The sequence below is a fragment of the Nocardia wallacei genome (genome assembly GCF_029869545.1).
Taxonomy (GTDB): domain Bacteria; phylum Actinomycetota; class Actinomycetes; order Mycobacteriales; family Mycobacteriaceae; genus Nocardia; species Nocardia wallacei_A.
In genome coordinates, this window is record NZ_JARWQD010000309.1 from 1 (window position 1) to 17,826 (window position 17,826).

At 70.7% G+C, this 17,826-nt stretch carries 17 protein-coding genes; 8 read left to right on the top strand and 9 right to left on the bottom strand.

Annotated features, from left to right (window positions below; translation table 11 throughout):
- Positions 1-112: 112 nt before the first annotated feature.
- A complete protein-coding gene (locus QH290_RS27465) occupies positions 113-1,636 on the bottom strand; it encodes an FAD-dependent oxidoreductase (protein WP_280386054.1) in 1,524 nt (507 codons plus the stop codon).
- Between the two features lie 245 nt (positions 1,637-1,881).
- Between QH290_RS27465 and QH290_RS27470 the strand changes: the two genes are divergently transcribed.
- Entirely contained in the window at positions 1,882-2,682 is an 801-nt protein-coding gene (locus QH290_RS27470) for a tetratricopeptide repeat protein (protein WP_280262100.1), read from the top strand.
- Positions 2,683-2,688: 6 nt separating this feature from the next.
- On the opposite strand, the gene QH290_RS27475 is transcribed toward QH290_RS27470, so the two are convergent.
- The 4 genes from QH290_RS27475 to QH290_RS27490 all read right to left on the bottom strand — a co-directional run bounded on the left by QH290_RS27475 (position 2,689) and on the right by QH290_RS27490 (position 5,929).
- Complete coding sequence (locus QH290_RS27475; protein ID WP_280262102.1) at positions 2,689-3,429, bottom strand: M50 family metallopeptidase; 741 nt, start codon at positions 3,427-3,429, stop codon at positions 2,689-2,691.
- Positions 3,430-3,538: 109 nt separating this feature from the next.
- The gene (locus QH290_RS27480; RefSeq protein WP_280386056.1) at positions 3,539-4,570 is read right to left on the bottom strand and encodes an aldo/keto reductase; all 1,032 of its coding nucleotides are present in this window, start codon (positions 4,568-4,570) and stop codon (positions 3,539-3,541) included.
- Between the two features lie 40 nt (positions 4,571-4,610).
- On the bottom strand, positions 4,611-4,886 hold the full coding sequence (locus QH290_RS27485; protein ID WP_280386058.1) for a hypothetical protein: 276 nt from the start codon (positions 4,884-4,886) through the stop codon (positions 4,611-4,613).
- Between the two features lie 14 nt (positions 4,887-4,900).
- The gene (locus tag QH290_RS27490; protein WP_280386060.1) at positions 4,901-5,929 is read right to left on the bottom strand and encodes an NAD-dependent epimerase/dehydratase family protein; all 1,029 of its coding nucleotides are present in this window, start codon (positions 5,927-5,929) and stop codon (positions 4,901-4,903) included.
- Between the two features lie 86 nt (positions 5,930-6,015).
- Here QH290_RS27490 and QH290_RS27495 point away from each other — a divergent pair, with 86 nt between their 5' ends.
- Both QH290_RS27495 and QH290_RS27500 read left to right on the top strand, forming a co-directional pair.
- The gene (locus tag QH290_RS27495; protein WP_280386061.1) at positions 6,016-6,639 is read left to right on the top strand and encodes a TetR/AcrR family transcriptional regulator; all 624 of its coding nucleotides are present in this window, start codon (positions 6,016-6,018) and stop codon (positions 6,637-6,639) included.
- Positions 6,640-6,755: 116 nt separating this feature from the next.
- Positions 6,756-7,076 carry a hypothetical protein gene (locus tag QH290_RS27500; RefSeq protein WP_280265512.1) on the top strand — a complete coding sequence of 107 codons (321 nt, stop codon included), beginning with the start codon at positions 6,756-6,758 and terminating at the stop codon, positions 7,074-7,076.
- 10 nt (positions 7,077-7,086) lie between these two features.
- Here the strand turns inward: QH290_RS27500 and QH290_RS27505 are convergent, their stop codons facing one another.
- Positions 7,087-7,962 (bottom strand): LLM class F420-dependent oxidoreductase, encoded by an 876-nt coding sequence (locus QH290_RS27505; protein ID WP_280265511.1) that lies wholly within the window; start codon positions 7,960-7,962, stop codon positions 7,087-7,089.
- Positions 7,963-8,115: 153 nt separating this feature from the next.
- Between QH290_RS27505 and QH290_RS27510 the strand changes: the two genes are divergently transcribed.
- From QH290_RS27510 to QH290_RS27520, 3 genes are all read left to right on the top strand, one after another.
- Entirely contained in the window at positions 8,116-9,333 is a 1,218-nt protein-coding gene (locus tag QH290_RS27510) for an AfsR/SARP family transcriptional regulator (RefSeq protein ID WP_280265510.1), read from the top strand.
- 137 nt (positions 9,334-9,470) lie between these two features.
- Positions 9,471-10,991: an acetaldehyde dehydrogenase ExaC gene (gene exaC / locus QH290_RS27515; protein ID WP_280386093.1), complete on the top strand. Its 1,521-nt coding sequence runs from the start codon at positions 9,471-9,473 to the stop codon at positions 10,989-10,991.
- Complete coding sequence (locus tag QH290_RS27520; protein ID WP_280265509.1) at positions 10,991-11,392, top strand: DUF779 domain-containing protein; 402 nt, start codon at positions 10,991-10,993, stop codon at positions 11,390-11,392. The genes exaC and QH290_RS27520 overlap by 1 nt, the downstream gene beginning before the upstream one ends.
- Positions 11,393-11,402: 10 nt before the next feature.
- Here QH290_RS27520 and QH290_RS27525 read toward each other — a convergent pair whose 3' ends face one another.
- Complete coding sequence (locus tag QH290_RS27525; protein ID WP_280386063.1) at positions 11,403-13,004, bottom strand: putative glycoside hydrolase; 1,602 nt, start codon at positions 13,002-13,004, stop codon at positions 11,403-11,405.
- 113 nt (positions 13,005-13,117) lie between these two features.
- On the opposite strand from QH290_RS27525, the gene QH290_RS27530 reads away from it, so the two are divergent.
- Positions 13,118-14,107, top strand: coding sequence for a polysaccharide deacetylase family protein (locus tag QH290_RS27530; protein ID WP_280265507.1), 990 nt, complete (start codon positions 13,118-13,120; stop codon positions 14,105-14,107).
- A gap of 31 nt (positions 14,108-14,138) precedes the next feature.
- Here QH290_RS27530 and QH290_RS27535 read toward each other — a convergent pair whose 3' ends face one another.
- Positions 14,139-15,341 (bottom strand): FAD-dependent oxidoreductase, encoded by a 1,203-nt coding sequence (locus QH290_RS27535; RefSeq protein WP_280386065.1) that lies wholly within the window; start codon positions 15,339-15,341, stop codon positions 14,139-14,141.
- Positions 15,342-15,458: 117 nt separating this feature from the next.
- Between QH290_RS27535 and QH290_RS27540 the strand changes: the two genes are divergently transcribed.
- On the top strand, positions 15,459-16,067 hold the full coding sequence (locus QH290_RS27540) for a TetR/AcrR family transcriptional regulator (RefSeq protein ID WP_280265505.1): 609 nt from the start codon (positions 15,459-15,461) through the stop codon (positions 16,065-16,067).
- A 28-nt stretch (positions 16,068-16,095) separates the two neighbouring features.
- Here the strand turns inward: QH290_RS27540 and QH290_RS27545 are convergent, their stop codons facing one another.
- A complete protein-coding gene (locus QH290_RS27545) occupies positions 16,096-17,649 on the bottom strand; it encodes a succinic semialdehyde dehydrogenase (protein WP_280386095.1) in 1,554 nt (517 codons plus the stop codon).
- Positions 17,650-17,826 lie beyond the last annotated feature (177 nt).

Here is a 17,826-nt window from a genome sequence, read left to right on the forward strand (position 1 = left end):
CACCCCCCACCCCCCCCCCCCCCCCCACCCCCCCCCCCCCCCCCCGCCCCCGCCCCGCCCCCCCCGCCCCCCCCCCGGGGATCGGGTGAGGCCGCGGAGAGAGCCTGGGCCCCTAGTCCGGTCTCGAAGGTGCGCCGAACCATGTTGTCAGGGAATGCTCGAGTCCGGTGGGGGTGGTGGTGGAGGCCCAGGCGATGTAGCCGTCGGGGCGGATCAGGATTGCGGAGAGGTTGCGTGGTCGAACGGGTTTGGCGGTGAGCACCCGGACGCGGTCGGTCCATGGTGTCGCGAGCGATCGTAGTTGCGGGGAATCGGTGAGGTCCAGCAGGATCGGGCGGCCGTCGGTGCAGTGTTCGCCCAGCCGGGTGCCGTCGGACAGCTCGATATCGGGGGCGGTGGTACCGACCAGGTCGTGGCCGCCGCCGAGGTCGTAGCGGTGCAGCACGCCGGAGATCTTCTTGTACACCGCCGTCGCGCCGTCGCGGGTCTCCAGCAGTTCGGTGAGGACGGACCGCATCGCCCGGCTGCGCGGATCCGTGCGCATCACCGCCACCTGCGCCCGGGTCCATTCCAGCACCCACTCCCCGACCGGATGCCGTTCGGCGGTATAGGTATCCAGCAGCCCGGGCGGCGCCCAACCGGCCACCACGGCCGCGAGCTTCCAGCCGAGATTCATCGCGTCGCCCATGCCCAGATTCAGGCCCTGGCCGCCGAACGGCGAATGCACGTGGGCGGCGTCCCCGGCCAGCAGCACCCGGCCGCGCCGATACTCGGTGACCTGGCGGGTGTTGTCGGTGAACCGCGTCGCCGACCGCACCGCCGAGATCTCCACCGGCACACCGGATACCGCGCGCAGGCTGGCCTGCAGTTCGGCGGCGGTGATCGGGGCGTCGCGATCGGCGGGCGGCCCGTCGGGCTCGACGGTCAGGAAGCGACCCGGCATCGGCCCGTGGGTGTAGATGCCGGTGTCCGTGGTGTTCCAGCCGGGCCGCAGGGCCTCGGCACCGGTCATCTCCACCACCGCCTGATGCCCGGTGATCAGCGGATCGACGCCGGGGAAGTCGAATCCGGCCAGCTTCCGCACCAGGCTGCGGCCGCCGTCGCAGCCGACCAGCCAGCCCGCGCGGACCACGGTGTCGCCGAGCCAGATCGTCACGCAGTCGCCGTCGTCGGTGAATCCGGTCAGCTCCGCGCCGCGGCGCACGCGGACCCCGAGTTCGGCCGCGCGGTCGGCGAGTATCGTCTCCACGTCCTGCTGCGAGACGAACCACGCCTGGTCCACCGGGCCGACCTCGGCGAAGGCCGGGTCGTCGAGGTCGATATCGGCGCTGCGCAACCAGATCCCGGCGAAGTGGCCGACGACCAGGCGCCCGGCCTGCTCCTCCCCGTGCGCGGCACGGAAGGCGTCGAACTGCGCGATCCTCGATGCGTGCCGCTCGTTCAGCTGTGCCAGCATCCCCCGCCGGTAGAAGGCCTGGGCGGTAGGCACATTGATCGCGCCTGCCTTCACCGTCTGATCCATCTCGGGCAGCCGCTCCACCACGAGCACGTCCACCCCCGCCAGCCGCAGCTCGCACGCCAGCATCAGCCCCACCGGTCCGGCCCCCGCCACCACCACGTCGAATGTCTCGGTCATGCGCCCAGCGTGCCGACGGCCGATTGCACGGGCCTTGCGCCGTCCTTGCGCGCACTGCGCAACGAGCACACCGGCATTCGCCGCACAACCGCAGTGGATGCAAACCGGTCGGACGCATTTCGCCCGTGTTGTTTGCGGCCGGAATTTTCTGGCAGACTCCCCGACGGTTCATCGATTTTTCCCGGCAGCCGGTATTACGGTATGCCCCGAATCCACCCGAGCAGTTCCGGCGGAAGGCGGACACGATGACCGGGTCGTCCCCGTACGAGGTGCCCTCGCTCGCGCAGCGGTACGACGGCGCCGAACCGGTCGACGTCGGCGGTACGGCCGTCTACCCGCTGTATTCCGAACCGCTGGGCCAGGATCCGAGCATCATCACCCTCACCCTGCACGCGGCCGCTCCCCCGGCCGGACTGCTCGGGCTCGGAGTCGGGCTGTCGGTGCTGGGCGGTCACGTGACGCTGCGGGGCCGTCGACTACGCGGTGTCGACGTCTGGACCGACGCCATGACCGGCGGGGTCGCGCTGGAGGTGTGTGCCGCCGGACCGGAGGCGTCGTTCACCCTCACCCCGGTCTGGATGGACGCCGCGGGCGCGGTCGAGTCGTGGACCGGCAACTACGGCATCGTGGTGGACCGCACCGCAGCCGGAAATCCGCTGCTGCGCTGCAGCGCCGGCGTCGGTCCCCTGGATTTCACGAATCTGGTGGTCGAGGTGGCCGCCGTGGCCGCGCCGACGGATCAGAGCCGCTATCGCGGCGCGCTCTACGATCTCGGCGTGGCGATGCACGGGCGCGGCGACGTGGACCAGGCGTGCGCGCTGTGGTCGCAGGCCGCCGGTTTCGGACATGCGGGCGCCGCGTACGACCTCGGGGTGGTGCGGTTCCGGCGGGGCGAATTCGGCGAGGCCGAACGCTGGTGGCGCACCGCCGCCGACCACGGTGACGTGCGGGCCATGGCCGGACTGGCCGAGGTGCTCGACCGTCAGGGCAGCGCGAGCGAGGCGCGGGTGTGGCGCGCGTGCGCCAACGGCCTGTACGAACCGTGACAACGATCAGGCGAGGCCGATTTCCGGCAGCGGCCCGAGCAGCAGGCTGCCACCGGCGATGAGCGCCGCCAGCGCCGCGGCGCCGAACACCAGCACCCACAGCAGCGACGGCAGCCGGGTGAGGTGGGCGAGCTGATCGGCGTCGGAGCCGTCGCCACGCACCCGCACCCGCTGCAGTTCCACCACCGCGCGCATCCCCCCGAACAGCAGGAACCACGCCACCGCGTACCCGAAGATGCCCTGCCACACAACGGTTCCGTACCAGGAGACGCCCAGGGTGACCGCTCCCGTGACGACCACCGCCAGCAGTCCGAAGAGGTTGCGGATGAAGACCAGCAGCACCACCAGCGCGGCCACGCCCAGCCACAGCATCAGGGTCAGGCGACCGGCGCCCAACAGCGCCGCGCATCCCAGTCCCACCGCCGACGGCGCCGGATATCCGGCCAGCGTCGTGAGAATCATGCCCAGCCCGTAGGGTTTTCCGCGCGAGACCGTCACGCCCGAGGTGTCCGAGTGCAGCCGGATCCCGCTCAGCGTCCGCCCGGTGAGCACCGCCACGACCGCATGCCCGACCTCGTGCGCGATCGTGACGACGGTCCGCAGCACCCGCCACACCGGCGGATACATCACCAGCGCCAGCGCCACCGCCCCGGTCGCGACGACCACCCACAGCGGCGGATGCTCCGACACCACACTCAACCGGTCCGTCACCGACGACACCGAACTGGTCCACTCCGACAAATCCACCGCCGCAGACTAGCCGCGCCCCATCCGACCGCGCACCCCCTGCGTGTTCCCGCACGCCCTGCGAGCGCCTGCGGACGGGGCGGGAACACGCTGGGGGTGCGGAAACGGGTCAGCGCGGAGCGAGGGCCTCGGTGGCGGGCTCGTCTTGGAGGTTGTCGATGAACCAGTTGGGGTAGACGGGGGACGGGGGCATGGCGTCGTTCAGTTCGGTGAGTTCCTCGGGGGTCAGGCGGACGGACGCGGCGCCGAGATTGTCCTCGAGCTGGTGCAGTTTGGTGGCGCCGAGCAGCACGCTGGTCACCGCGGGCTGGGCCAGCAGCCAGGCGAGGGCGATCTGGGCGACGCTGGCGCTGTGCTTGTCGGCGATGATCCGCATGCGTTCGATCAGCGCGAAGCCGCGCTCCTTGTCGATGGGCAGCAGATCGAATCCGGACAGGCGGTTGTCCGGGTCCGTCAGCGTCTCCCGCGTGTACTTGCCGGAGAGAAAACCGCTGGCCAGCGGGCTCCACACCGTCATGCCCAGCCCGTAGCGGCGCATCATCGGGATCACGTCGCGCTCCACGTCGCGCCCGACCAGCGAATAGTTCATCTGCCCGTGGGTGAACGCCGCGAAGCCGTTCGCGCGCTGAATCTCCAAGGCCGCCGCCACTTTCCACGCCGACCAGTTGGAGAAGCCGAGATAGCGGGCCTTCCCCGAACGCACCACCTCGTCCAGCGCGGCGAGCGTCTCCTCCAGCGGCGTGAAGGGATCCTCCCGGTGCGCGATGTACACGTCCACCCAGTCGGTGTCCAGCCGCCGCAGGCTCTGATCGATCGACCACAGGATGTGCCGCCGCGACAGGCCGGACCGCGTGATCGGATCGCCGCTACGGAACCCCACCTTGGTCGCGATGACCACATCGTCGCGATGCGGCCGCAGCGCCTGCCCGAGCAGGACCTCCGACTCTCCCCCGGCGTAGCCGTCGGCGGTGTCGAAGAAATTGATCCCCGCCTCCAGTGCCCGCCCGACCAGTTCGCCGGCCAATTCCGCGCCGACCTTCGAAACGGCTTGCATATCGCGGTTGCCCGCGGTGAATGTCATGGCCCCGAACGCCATTCGGGAAACGATGAGACCGGTACTACCGAGCGTGCTGAACTCCATGGGCAAGACATTATCCGGCGCCCGAGGTCGCGGCCACAGATCAGGCGCCGGTCGTGCCGCACCAGCACGGGACCATCAGCGCGGCCGCGGACAGCAGTGTCACCGCGGCCATCCCCGCGATGACGCCCGGCGCCAGGACCGCGCGGCCGGAGCGGAGCCGTGCGGCGAGCGTCCGGCGCACCGAGTCCGAGACGACGCGGCTCGCGGACATCCCTCTGCGAATCGGTAGTGCGATGCGCCGGTTCCGGGTCGAGCCCTTGCCGAAGCGGCGGCGCAGCAGTGCCGTGAGCGCGACGACGAGAGTGGCGATCAACATGGGATGCTCCTCGCTCAGACGGCCGAGGCCGGTTGCGGACGCGGGCCGGTGGTGCCGCGGCGCGCCCGCGGCCGTCCTGGGTCGGCCACCACGCCGAGCCGCACGAGGCTCTCGGCGGTGTCGAGCAGGGTCTGTTCGATCGGCCGCATGGTCCAGCCCAGCTCCCGCCGCGCCTTGTCGGCGCTGACCGCCTCGCGCTTGCCGAGCCGGCTCGCCGCGAGCCGGGCCGTCGCGTCGAACCGGGCCGCCAGCCGCAGCAGCCAGGCGGGGATGGTGCGGGTCGGCACCCGGTACCGCGTCGCTATGATGCGCGCCATCTCGGTCATCGAAACATAGTCTCCCGCAACGATATAGCGGTTGCCCGCCGCCTCCGGGAGTTCCAGCGCCAGCCGATGCGCGACGGCGGCGTCGCGGACGTCGACGGTGGCGAAACCGATCGGCGGCACGGCGGGCATCGCCCGCGCCAGCAGGATGCGCAGCGCCTCCACGGAGGTCCCCACCGCCGCGCGCTGCACCGGGCCCAGGATCATGCCGGGATTGATCGCCACCAGCTCGATCCCGCGTTCGCGCGCGAAGTCCCAGACGGCGCGCTCGGCGAGGGTCTTGCTCTTCTCGTAGGCGTTGCACGCCCGCGGATCCGACCAGTCGGTCTCGGTGCACACCCGCTCGCGGTGCCCCATCCGCACCGCGGCGATCGACGAGGTCACCACCACCCGCCGCACCCCGGCCGCGGCGGCCGCGCGCAGCACCCGCAGCGTGCCGTCCACGGCGGGCCGGACCAGTTCGTCCTCGTCGTCGGGCTCGGTCGCCGGGAACGGCGATGCGGCGTGCACGACGTACCGGCAGTCCGCCGCGGCCTGCGCCCAGCCCGCCTCATCGGTGAGGTCGGCGGTCACGAGTTCGACGGCCGGGAGGTGCGCGGCGAGGTCCGCGGTCGCCGAGCGCACGGTGCCGCGCACCCGATAGCCGTGCGCGAGCAGTTCGGTGGCGATATGTCCGCCGAGGTAACCCGAAACTCCGGTCACCAGAACGCGATCCGACATGACCCGACTCCGATCTAATCATCGTTTAGAATGTAATCACTGTATAGATTGCGGGGCGCTCGAAGTCAACCCGTACGCTCACCCCCATGCCGTCGACGAAGGATCGCTATCACCACGGCGCGCTACGCGAGGAGCTACTGCGCACCTCCCTGCGGCTGATCGAGGCCGAGGGGCTGCCCGCGGTCAGCCTGCGGCGCGTGGCGCGGGAGGCGGGGGTGAGCCCGGGCGCGCCCTACCATCACTTCGCCGACCGCACCGCCCTGCTGGCCGCCCTGTCCACGCGGGGATTCGAACTGCTCCGCGCAGAACTGATCTCGGCCGTCGGCGCCGCCGCGAACCCCAGCGACCGGCTCACCGCGATCGCCGACACCTACATCCGTTTCGCGCGGGAGCAGCCCGCCTACTTCCGGCTGATGTTCCGCCCCGAACTGTCCCGGCCCGAGAAGCATCCGGATACGATGGCGGCCGGTGACGCGGCGTTCACGGTCCTGACCGACGCCGTCGCCGAGGCGACCCGGGCCGGTGTGCTGCCCGCCGCCGAGGCCGACACGCTCGCGATGGCGATCTGGGCTCTGTCGCACGGCCTGGCCGCACTCACGGTCGACGGCCAGCTCACCAAGCGCGCCGCCAAGATGCACACCGACCCGGCGGCCCTCTCCGATCGGATCACCCGGATGTTCACCGGGCTCATCGCCCCGTCGACACCCTGAACAGCGGCTATCGCTCTCACGCCCGGTGGCCGCAGGCGCGCCGGACCCTCTAGGCTGACTGCGACCGCCCCGTCCAGCCGGATCGATCCGGCACGACCCCCGCGAGGAGAACCCGGATGAAATCGCCGCGATGGCCCGCCGCAGGAATCGCCGGATTGGCCGTCGCCACAGCGCTTCTGACCGGCTGCAGCGATGTCGAGCGCGCCATCAACAAGGGCGGGGACACCAAGTGCAGCGACTACGTCAAGCAGGATCAGGACACCAAGCGCGTCACGATCACGAAGTTCGTCAAGCAGCAGACCGGCAGCGAGAACGAGCCGCCGGGCACCCAGGTCGACCTGACGATGACCGCGGTGGAGTTCCTGTGCGGCAATCAGCGCAACGCCGAGACGCCCATCAAGAACGCCGACGTGGCGGGAATCTTCTTCAACAAGTGAGGCGCGGCCGTCAGCGCAGCAGCTCGATCACCGGGGCGAACTTCTCCATGTTCTGTTCGAGCACGGTGAAGTAGTTGATGCCGTAGCGCTTGCGGCGCTCGCGCAGCTGGTCGGCCTGCTGCTGCGGGGAGCCGAGCAGCAGCACCGGGATGTCCTCCAGATTCTCGGCCGCTCCTTCGGGCAGGTGGGCCGCGTAGCGCTCCAGGATCTCCGGGCGTTCGGCGGCGCTGGCGACCCCCTGCAGCAGGAGATTGAACTCCACGCTGTCGGCGCGCTCGCCCAGCAGACCGCGCACGTAGTCGATCCGCTGCAGCGTCGCCTCCGGACCGGCCACCGTGATGTGCCCGCTGGCGGCGGCCGTGCCGCCGGTCAGCGCGATGATGTCGGCGTGTTCGGCGGCCACCCGCAGCAGCCGGTCGCCCCAGCCCGCGATCAGCAGCGTCGGACCGCCCGATTGCGCGGGGCGCGGGCGATATTCGGGATCGGCATAGAGCCGCCGCAGCGTCGCCGCCGCCTCGGCGACCTGGTCGACGCGGCGGCCCGGGCCGGGGAACGGCATCCCGGCGGCCTCGAACTCCGCCTGCACGTATCCGGCGCCCAGGCCCAGCTCGACCCGGCCCTCGCTGAGCAGGTCCACGGTGGCGACGTCGCGCGCCAGCAGCACCGGGTTGTAGAAGGGGACGTTGAGCACGAAGGTGTTCAGCCGCACCCGCTCGGTGGCGTCGGCGGCGACCAGCATCGCCGGGAACGGCGCGGGCAGCCCCAGATGGTCGGCGATGCCGATCACGTCGTAGCCGAGATCCTCTGCCCGGCGGCACTTTTCCGCCCACTCCGCGCGGGACTCGACCGAGATCATGTTCACACCGAACCGGAAGGGAGCGCTCATCGCTCCTGTCTACCAGCCCGGCGGCGACCGGCCCACACGCGTTCGCCGAGAGCGATCACGAGCTGGCGCATTCGGGCCGCGGGATTCCCGCCCGCGGTGCCGCCGCGTGCGCAATCATGGGGAGGGCGCAGGGACTCCCCGGGAGGCGTTGCGATGCCCGAGATTCGCACCCTGACCCAGCGGCGCGCCGCCCTGGAACAGGAATGGGCCCGCTGGGCACCGGCGCATGCGGTGCCGGCCGGGCAGACCGTGCTGCGCAGCGAGGTGGTGCAGTCGTGGCGCCGCTCGCTGCCCACCGTCGATCCGGCCTGCCTCGCCGCACCCGCCGACGACGCCGAGATCGGCTCGCGCTGGACCGCGTCACCGCTGCGCGAGCCGGTCGTCGAGCTGTCGGGCGAATTGCGCAGCATCGCCGACGATTCCGGATTCGTCGCCGCCGTCACCGACGAGCACGGCACCATCCTGTGGTCCTGCGGCGGCCGGGTGATGCGCCGCCGGGCCGAACAGGTCAACTTCGCCCCCGGCGGCCGCTGGGACGAGACCCATATGGGCACCAACGCATTATCGCTGGCGCTGCGCACCGGCGAGCCCAGCATCGTCTTCTCCGCCGAACATCTGGTGGCCGCCCTGCACGGCTGGGTCTGCTATTGCGCGCCGATCCACACCCCCGACGGGCGGCGCCTCGGGGTGCTGGATCTGTCCACCACCTGGGACCGCTCGCATCCACTGGCGATGTCGACCGTGCGGGCGCTGGTGTCGGCGATCGAATCGCGGCTGCCGCGGCAGTCCGGCACCGGACCCGACCGCTGCGAGATCCGGCTGCGGTGCCTCGGCGGCGCGGACCTGACCCGGGCGGGTTGCCCGGTCCGGTTGCGGCCCAGGCAGATCGAGATCCTGGCGCTGCTCGCGCTCGAGCCCGAGGGCTACACGCCGCAGCGGCTGCACGCGGCCGTCTACGGCGACCGCCCGGTGTCGGCGTCCACGCTCAAGGCCGACGTGTCACATCTGCGCAATGCCACCGGCGGCGACATCACCAGCCGCCGCTACATGCTGGCGCGCCCGATCTCCTGCGACGCCGTGGATCTGCTCGCGGCGATCGCGGCCGGTGACCTGCCCGCCGCATTGCGCCTGTATCGGGGGCCGCTGCTGCCCGGCTCGGACACCCCCGGCATCGCACAGTGGCGCGAATATCTGGCGGTGAGCCTGCGCACCGCGGTGCTCGACAGCGAATCACCCACGCACGCCGTGGAATTCGGGGCACGCTGCCCGGACGACGCGCAGATCCACGAGCACGCGCTGCGGCTGCTCGCGCCGTCCGACCCCCGCCGCGCCGTGGTCACCGCCCGCCTGCACGCCGCGCACGGCGGCTGACCGCGCGACCGCCAACCTCCCGCCAACCGCCGCGTTCCATAGTGACGCCGTCACATGGATCAGTCGGCGGGATGCCCGCGGGCGGCGGCCACGCGCAGGGCCCCTCGCTGACGTTGCCGGTAGAACAGGAAGCGAGCATCATGATCTACGCCAAGCCCGGTACCGACGGCAGCGTCGTCCACTTCGCCCGGCGCTACGAGAATTTCATCGGCGGCGACTGGAAGGCACCCGTCGAGGGGCGCTATTTCGAGAATCCCTCCCCCGTCGACGGCGAGACCTTCTGCGAGGTGGCCCGTTCCACGGCCGCCGATATCGACAGCGCGCTCGAGGCCGCGCACGCCGCGGCCGAAACCTGGGGCGCCACCTCGGTCACGCAGCGCGCCAATCTGCTCAACAAGATCGCCGACCGGATCGAGGAGCATCTGGAGCGGCTCGCCGTCGCCGAGACCTGGGAGAACGGCAAGCCGGTCCGCGAATCCCTGGCCGCCGACATCCCGCTGGCCGTCGACCATTTCCGGTATTTCGCGGGCGTCGTCCGGGCCCAGGAGGGTGGCATCTCCGAGGTCGACGCCGATACCGTCGCCTATCACTTCCACGAGCCGCTCGGCGTCGTCGGCCAGATCATCCCGTGGAACTTCCCGATTCTCATGGCGGCCTGGAAACTGGCTCCCGCGCTGGCGGCGGGCAACTGCGTGGTCATCAAACCGGCCGAGCAGACCCCGGCGTCGCTGCTGCTGGTGGTCGAGCTGATCGCCGATCTGCTGCCGCCGGGAGTGGTCAACGTGGTCAACGGATTCGGCGTCGAGGCGGGCAAGCCCCTGGCGTCCAGCCCGCGGGTGGCGAAGGTCGCGTTCACCGGGGAGACCACCACCGGGCGGCTGATCATGCAGTACGCCAGCGAGAACATCATTCCGGTCACCCTGGAACTCGGCGGGAAGAGTCCCAACATCTTCCTGCCCGACGTCGCCGCCGCCGACGACGACTTCCTGGACAAGGCGGTCGAGGGTTTCGTCATGTTCGCGCTCAATCAGGGCGAGGTGTGCACGTGTCCGTCGCGCGCGCTGATCCATTCCTCGATCTACGACGAGTTCCTGTCCCGCTGCCTCGAGCGCACCCGCAATATCAAGGGCGGCAACCCCCTCGACGACAGCACCATGATCGGCGCCCAGGCCAGCAACGACCAGTACGAGAAGATCCTGTCCTACATCGATATCGGCCGTAAGGAAGGCGCGAAGGTGCTGGCCGGGGGTGCGACGCGCAAGGTCGACGGGTTCCCCGGCGGCTACTACATCGAGCCGACGATCTTCGAGGGGCGCAACGACATGCGCATCTTCCAGGAGGAGATCTTCGGACCGGTGGTGGCGGTGACCAGGTACGACACCGTGGACGAGGCGATCACCCTCGCCAATGACACCCTGTACGGACTCGGCGCGGGTGTCTGGACCCGGGATATGAACACCGCCTATCGGATGGGCCGGGCCATCAAGGCGGGGCGGGTGTGGACCAACTGCTTCCACGCCTATCCGGCGCACGCCGCCTTCGGCGGATACAAGAAGTCCGGCATCGGCCGCGAGAACCACCGGATGATGCTCGACCACTACCAGCACACCAAGAATCTGCTGGTGAGCTACGCACCGCAGAAACTCGGGTTCTTCTGATGGCCGAGAAGGTTTCCCGCATCGGTATCACCGACGCGGCGGCCACGCTGCTCGCCGAACTCGGCGAGCGGAACGGTCCGGTGATGTTCCATCAGTCCGGTGGATGCTGTGACGGCAGCTCTCCGATGTGCTACCCCCGCAACGAATTTCGCGTCGGGTCCGCGGACGTGCTGCTCGGTCACCTGCCGGGCGGTACGCCGTTCTGGATGAGCGCCGACCAGTTCGAGTACTGGCGCCACACCCACCTCACCGTGGACGTGGTACCCGGTCGCGGCAGCGGGTTCTCCCTGGAGGCGCCGGACGGGGTGCGTTTCCTGATCCGCTCGCGGCTGCTGTCGGACGCGGAAGTCGAAGCGCTGGAGGCGGATCCGCCGATCACCGGGGCCGACCTGCTGCTGTGATCGGTGGGGATCAGGGACCGGGCGTCAGGGCTCCGCCGTGGTAGCGCACGGACGGATTCCACAGGAAGAAGCTGTCGATCCCGGTGGTCGCCGCGGCGTCGATCTGCGCCCGGACCTCGGCGTCGCCGTAGTTCACGCCCAGGCTGAAGTCCTGCAGCCACGGGATCACGGCGGCGCCGGTGCCCTGGGTCAGGTCGCGGAAGTCCCGCAGCGATCGCTGGACGATGTCGAACGGCTGGGCGTTCGGATCGGCCACCCCGTACTCGCCCGCGCCCCAGTGCGACGGATACACCATCGGCGCAACATAATCCACGTGCGGGGCCATGAGCCGGATGTCCTGGGCGATCTGTTCGGGCCGGTTCACCGCGATGCCGAACACCGCGGCACTCAGGCTCGCGCCCGCATCGCGCACGGGATCGCGGCTCTCGCGCAGGAATTCCGCGATGGAGACGGTCGGTGATTCGGTGATCCCGGCGAAATGCATTCCGCCCAGGGGACCGTCGGGCCGCCGGACATAGTCGTACATCACCCCGTCGAAGCCGAGCCGGGCCGCCTCCGCCGCGAGATCGATGTTGTACCGGCGCACCTCGGGATTGGCGAAGTTGGTGAAGGCGATGGCGCCGTATCCGCTGGCGTAGGGCCCGCCGCCGGGGGCCTGCACCACCCAGTCCGGGCGCCCGGCGCCCCACGCCCAGCCCGCCAGCGTCGGGTCCCGGAATGCCACGATCCGGCCCTCCACGCGTAAACCCATGTCGTGCAGCGTCTTCAGGGCGGCACGGGCGTCGTAGATACCGGCGGCGGCGCCGGTCTCCCGCGCGAGCGGCACCTCGGAGGCGTAGCCGACGACGCCGTCCTCGTCCTTGATGTCGAGTTCCACCGTATTGATCCGCCCCTCGCGGGCCAGCGCCAGGACGCCCTCGCGCAGGCCCTCGTCGGCCCAGCCGTACGCGGTGACATGGACGGCCTTGGTGCGGGGCATGGTGACCCGGGAATCGATCGGCCGCGTGGTCGCGTTGCCCGCGTCGTCCACGGCGACGACCGCGGCGCCCACCGGCGCCCGCGGCAGCGTCACCTCGAATCTGCCCTCGGAATCGGTTGCCACCGAGGTGGCTCCGACGGTGACCCGCTCGGCCCCGACCGCCGTGCCGCGCACGGTGACCGGCTGGCGGTACGAGGGCACCGTGCCCTGCTGCTCCACGGTCAGGTCCGGGGGCCGGGTGTCGACGGTGAACGTCCTCGACACCCCCGGGCCCGTTCGCATCCAGCCCAGCAGTCCGCCCGGCGGAATCTCGGCGGTGAACGTGTGCTCGCCGTCGGGCAGGCCGGTGGGCCGGTATCGCACAGTGTCCCCGGCGATTTCGCCGGAGACCTCCTTGCCGTCCAGCGTGAGCCGCACCGCCTGCGGATCGTGGCCGCGGGCATCCACCGACAGCTCCAGCGAATTCACCGCGGCCGCGCCGATCGGGCCGCCGGGCAGGCCGGTCAGGGGCAGGCCCGAGGGCTCCGAGACCGCCGAACCGATGATCGCGCCGGACACCACCACCACGGTGACGACCACGACCGACAACACGATCAGCCGCGGACGCCCCCGTGTCGGGACTCGCTTCAGCAACGCACACACCAGCTTTCGGTAAACGTCTCCCTAATATCCACACCGGCATGATGTTTCGTGCCGACTTTCCCGGTTTGTACCGAGAATCGTTGGCGGTACGTAATATTGACGTGATGGTGAGCAACCGTGGCACCCTCCTGTCCGCGCTGGCCCTCCTGGTCGCGGCCGCCTGCGGCGCGCCCCAGCAACCCGCCGCCGTCACCGCGCCCGCGCCCCCACCGGCGGCCCCGGCCCCCGATCCGGCGGCCGTCGGGGCGAACGAACTGGGCGCGGTCCCGATCTTGATGTACCACCAGCTGAGCCCGGCGCCCTCCGGCGAGTACGACCAGACGCCCGCGGAGTTCCGCGAGGAGCTCGAGCGCCTGTACCGCGAGGGCTACCGCCCGGTGACCGCCGCGAAATACATTGCGGGAGAGATCGATATCCCCGCGGGCACCCATCCGGTGGTGCTGACCTTCGACGATTCGACCGCCAGCCAGGTGGCCTTCACCCCCGACGGCACGCCCGCGCCCGACACCGCGGTCGGCATCCTCGCCGAATTCGCGGCCCGCCACCCGGACTTCCCCGCCGTCGCGACCTTCTACGTCAACGACGACCTGTTCGGCGACGACCCCCGCGCGCTACCGTGGCTGGCCGCCCACGGCTACGAGATCGGCGCGCACACCGCGAGCCACGCCGACCTCGGCACTCTCGACACCACGGGCGTCCGACGCGAACTCGCGCTCAACGTGCGCACCATCGCGGCCACGGCGCCCGGCACCGCCGTACGCACCATGGCCCTGCCCCTGGGCATCTCACCCGCCGACCCCGCCGCGGCGGTCGCGGGAACCTGGGAGGGGACGTCCTACGCGTTCGACGCGGTCATGCTGGTCGGATCGGAACCGGCCCCCTCCCCCTACGGCTCCGTCGACCCCGCGGCCGTTCCCCGGATCCGCTCGGGCGCAGGGCAGGTCCCCTTCGACTCGGCCTACTGGCTCGACCATCTCGCCGCCCATCCCGACCAGCGATTCACCTCCGACGGCGACCCGCACCGAATCGCCTTCCCCCGCGACCTCTCCGCCGACCTCACGGCCAAGTGGACCGCCCGGGCGCATCCGTTCTGACGGTCTCCCGAGCGAGCGGACGCAGTCGCCGTCAGGCGTTCGCACGTTCGACGGAGCGCTGCAACATCTTCCGTGTCACCGGAAGCCGCATGGCGCGCAGCATCAGGTTGTTCATCCACAGATGCGCCCGGGTGGGCGGCGCGAATTGGCTCGCGCCCCTGCGGGCCAGGGCCTGGCGCTTGCGAATATCGGGACGCAGCATCGTCTCCCATTCGGCCAGGGCGGCCGGAATGTCGTCGTGCTCGTCCAGTGCATCGCCGAGCCGTCCCGCCCCGGCCAGTGCGAGCGCCGCGCCGTATCCGGCGAAGGGCGTCACGCACCAGGCCGCATCGCCGAGCAGCACGACCCGGCCACTGCTCCATCGATCCATGACTATCTGACTCACCGAGTCGAAATACGCAGCGCCAGGCTCGTTTTCGAGCTGCCGCAAGGCATCGGGCACACTGCCCCCGAGATCACCGAACCGTGCGGACAGTGCCGCGGTCGCGCCCCGCGCCAGTTCGGCCGCGGGATCGTCGGCGCGGTAGGTGAAGAAGGCCGAGGATCGCCGCGGCCCCACATTGATCACGGCGGCGGTCCGCCCGAGGCCGATGAATGTCTTCGACGACGCGTCGGGCACTTCCTCCGGAACACGCGACAGCGGGAACGCTCCCACCATGTGCCGCAGGTCCACCAAGTGGTCCGCCTTCGGGCCGAAGGCGATCTCCCGGATGCCGGAGTGCAGCCCGTCGGCTCCGACGAGCAGATCCGCGCGCTCGCGGGTGCCGTCGCTCAACGTGATCTCGACGCCGCCGGAATGCTGGTCGACCGCGCGCACGGTGGTGCCGAACCGGAGGTCGACGGCCGCGTGCACCGCCTCGAACAACACGGTCTCGATATCGCCGCGGAACAGCGACAGCGCCCGCTGCGCCAGCGCGGCGCGCGCGACCTCGGCGGGAATCGTGATTCTGTCGCGTCCGTCCGCGCCGACGATGATCGAGGTGAACCATCCGATATCCCGGGCCGCGAGCGCGGGCAGCACGCCCATGCGTTCGGCGGCGTCGTACCCGTAGCCGAGGAGGTTCACCAGATATCCGCCGCTGCGCCGACCGGGCGCGCGCTCGACCACGAGCACCTCCCACCCCGATCGGTACAGGCGCAGCGCGGTGGCCAGGCCCGCGATGCCCGCACCCGACACCACCACCCGCCTGCCTCGCGTATCGCCTTGTCGCCGTTGGTCCTGCGGATCAGTCACAACCACTCCCGGGTTCGCCGAACAAAGTATGAGCAGACGCTCAAACTCAGTATGAGCATGTGCTCATACTCGCGGCAAGTCGAGGTTCCGGGTGCCCGAGCGCCTAAACTGTCCGATGTGCCCAGAGGTGTCGCGATTCCCGAGATCCGGCAGCAGCTGTTCGCGGCCGCCGAGCGAGTGATCGTCCGCGACGGTCCGGGCAAGCTGAGCGGCCGGGCCGTGACGGCGGAAGCCGGTGTCGCGACGGGATTGCTCTACTCCCACTTCGCCGACCTCGACGGCTTCCTGGCGGCCTTCGCCGTAGACCGCGCCTTCACGATCGCCGCCGACTGCGCGGGGCTGATCGAACGCGCGGGCGAGGGCACCCTCGCCGGGAATGTCTGCGACGCGATCCTGGCGGTCCCCCTGCACACCGTCCTCGCGTCCACGCGGCTGCTCGTCGCGCGCCCGGAACTCCTCGACCAGGTTCAGCAGGTACTCGGCGAGCGTTCCGCGGGGCTCGATGCGCTCGAAAGATCCGTCACCGCATACCTTTCCGCCGAACAGCGCCTGGCGCGGTTACCCGCGGCGGTGCGGCCGGAGGCGCTGGCCGCCGCGCTGGTCGGCATCGTGCACCATCGCGCACTGACCGACCGCGCGACATCCGAGACGCCCGACCGCATCCGCCGCGCGATCACCGCACTGATCGAAGGCATGGACCCCGCACCCCAGCGTTCCAGGCGCTGAGTCGCGCCCGGGACCTGGGACTACTGTCTCACCGCCCGGGCAGGAACCGGATCGCGCGGGCGATGCTCATGAGGAACGGCTGCCACTTGTCCTGCGGGACGCCCCACGGCGCATCGAGGTTCAGCAGGCGCGTCACCACGACGGTCTGCGGCTCGGTGAACTTCAGCAGCCCGTCGGGGCCGTGGCGGCGGCCGACGCCCGAGATGCCCATACCGCCCATCGGGGCGCCCGTGGTGCCCCAGGCGGGCGCGTATCCCTCGTCGACACAGACGGTTCCGGCGTGCAGGCGCTCGGCGATGCGCTCGCCGTCGGCCTTGGTGGCCGCCCACACGCTGGCGTTGAGGCCGTATTCGGTGTCGTTGGCCCGCACGATCGCCTCCTCCACGTCGTCGACGGGGTAGATCGACACCAGCGGGCCGAAGGTCTCGTTGCGGCCGCACTCCATCGCATCGGTCACGTCGGCGAGCACGGTCGGCTCGAAGAACAGCGGGCCGATATCGGGGCGGGCGATGCCACCGGCCAGCACCTTCGCGCCCTTGGAGGTGGCGTCGGCGACGTGCTTGGTGACGGTCTCGAGCTGCGCCTCGGAGATCAGCGAACCGATATCGGCCGAGAAGTCATAGGCCGCACCGAGTTTCGCGGCCTTGACCGCGGCCACGAACTTGTCGGTGAACTCCTCGGCCACGGCCCGTTCGACATACAGCCGCTCGATCGAGATGCACAGCTGGCCCGCGTTCGAGAAGCAGGCCCGCACCGCGGCCTTCGCAGCCTTGTCCAGATCGGCGCCGCGGGTGACGATCATCGGGTTCTTGCCGCCGAGCTCGGCGGAGAAGCCGATGAGGCGTTTGCCGCACTGCTGGGCCAGCGTGCTGCCGGTGGCCGAGGAGCCGGTGAACATCAGGTAGTCGCACGAATCGACGATCGCGGTGCCCACGACGGTGCCCGGGCCGGTCACCACCTGCAGCAGGTCGCGCGGCAGCCCCGCCCGCAGCAGCAGGTCCACATTCGCCAGCGAGGAGTACGGCGTCTGGCTGTCCGGCTTGACGATCACCGCGTTCCCGGCCAGCAGCGCCGGGATCGAGTCGCCGATCGACAGCAGCATCGGATAGTTCCACGGGGCGATCACCCCGACGACACCCTTGGGCTGGGTGCGCACCGACGCGCGGTTGAGGACCGGGAACGCGCCGGGCACGGAGTGCGGGGCGAGCGCGCTCGGGGCGATGCGGGCGAAGTACCGGGCCGCGAACATCAGGCCCATGATCTCTTCCTGCGCCGCCCACCGCGCCTTGCCGGTCTCGGCCTGGATCACGTCCATCAGATACTCGCGCTCGGCCACCACCAGCTCGCGGTAGCGCTCGAGCACCGCGGCGCGCTCCTTCGCCGGTCGCGCGGCCCAGCGCTGCTGCGCGGTGCGAGCCCGGCCGAACGCCGCCTGCACGTCCTCGGCCGTGCCGACCGGCACCTCACCGAGCGCGCGCCCGGTGAACACCTCCGTGATCGTGCGCGTCGCACGCTCGGCGGCGTCGTCGACGGCGGCGAACGCCCGCAGGCGGTCGAATACGGCGGCTTCCGGCACGGGCATCATCGTCTCCTACTTGTCAGTAACCACGCGGTACACACAATCTACCGCGCCCGGCGGGACGCGTGAACCGCCTCGGGACGGAGGGGACGGGCCGCTACCGAACGGCGAGGCGGTGAGGAACTGCGGCAGCAGGGCTGTGAAGACCCGGCCAGTCCAGGAGTCCGGCGACACGCGGGC

Coding starts and splice junctions, on each gene's coding strand:
- QH290_RS27485 (WP_280386058.1), bottom strand. CDS start 4,886: ATGTTGATCGCCACTCTCGTCGTCGCGCTCACGGCACTGCTGCGCCGC.
- QH290_RS27500 (WP_280265512.1), top strand. CDS start 6,756: ATGAAATCGCCGCGATGGCCCGCCGCAGGAATCGCCGGATTGGCCGTC.
- QH290_RS27505 (WP_280265511.1), bottom strand. CDS start 7,962: ATGAGCGCTCCCTTCCGGTTCGGTGTGAACATGATCTCGGTCGAGTCC.
- QH290_RS27495 (WP_280386061.1), top strand. CDS start 6,016: ATGCCGTCGACGAAGGATCGCTATCACCACGGCGCGCTACGCGAGGAG.
- QH290_RS27510 (WP_280265510.1), top strand. CDS start 8,116: ATGCCCGAGATTCGCACCCTGACCCAGCGGCGCGCCGCCCTGGAACAG.
- QH290_RS27480 (WP_280386056.1), bottom strand. CDS start 4,570: ATGGAGTTCAGCACGCTCGGTAGTACCGGTCTCATCGTTTCCCGAATG.
- QH290_RS27530 (WP_280265507.1), top strand. CDS start 13,118: ATGGTGAGCAACCGTGGCACCCTCCTGTCCGCGCTGGCCCTCCTGGTC.
- QH290_RS27470 (WP_280262100.1), top strand. CDS start 1,882: ATGACCGGGTCGTCCCCGTACGAGGTGCCCTCGCTCGCGCAGCGGTAC.
- QH290_RS27465 (WP_280386054.1), bottom strand. CDS start 1,636: ATGACCGAGACATTCGACGTGGTGGTGGCGGGGGCCGGACCGGTGGGG.
- QH290_RS27545 (WP_280386095.1), bottom strand. CDS start 17,649: ATGCCCGTGCCGGAAGCCGCCGTATTCGACCGCCTGCGGGCGTTCGCC.
- QH290_RS27520 (WP_280265509.1), top strand. CDS start 10,991: ATGGCCGAGAAGGTTTCCCGCATCGGTATCACCGACGCGGCGGCCACG.
- QH290_RS27490 (WP_280386060.1), bottom strand. CDS start 5,929: ATGTCGGATCGCGTTCTGGTGACCGGAGTTTCGGGTTACCTCGGCGGA.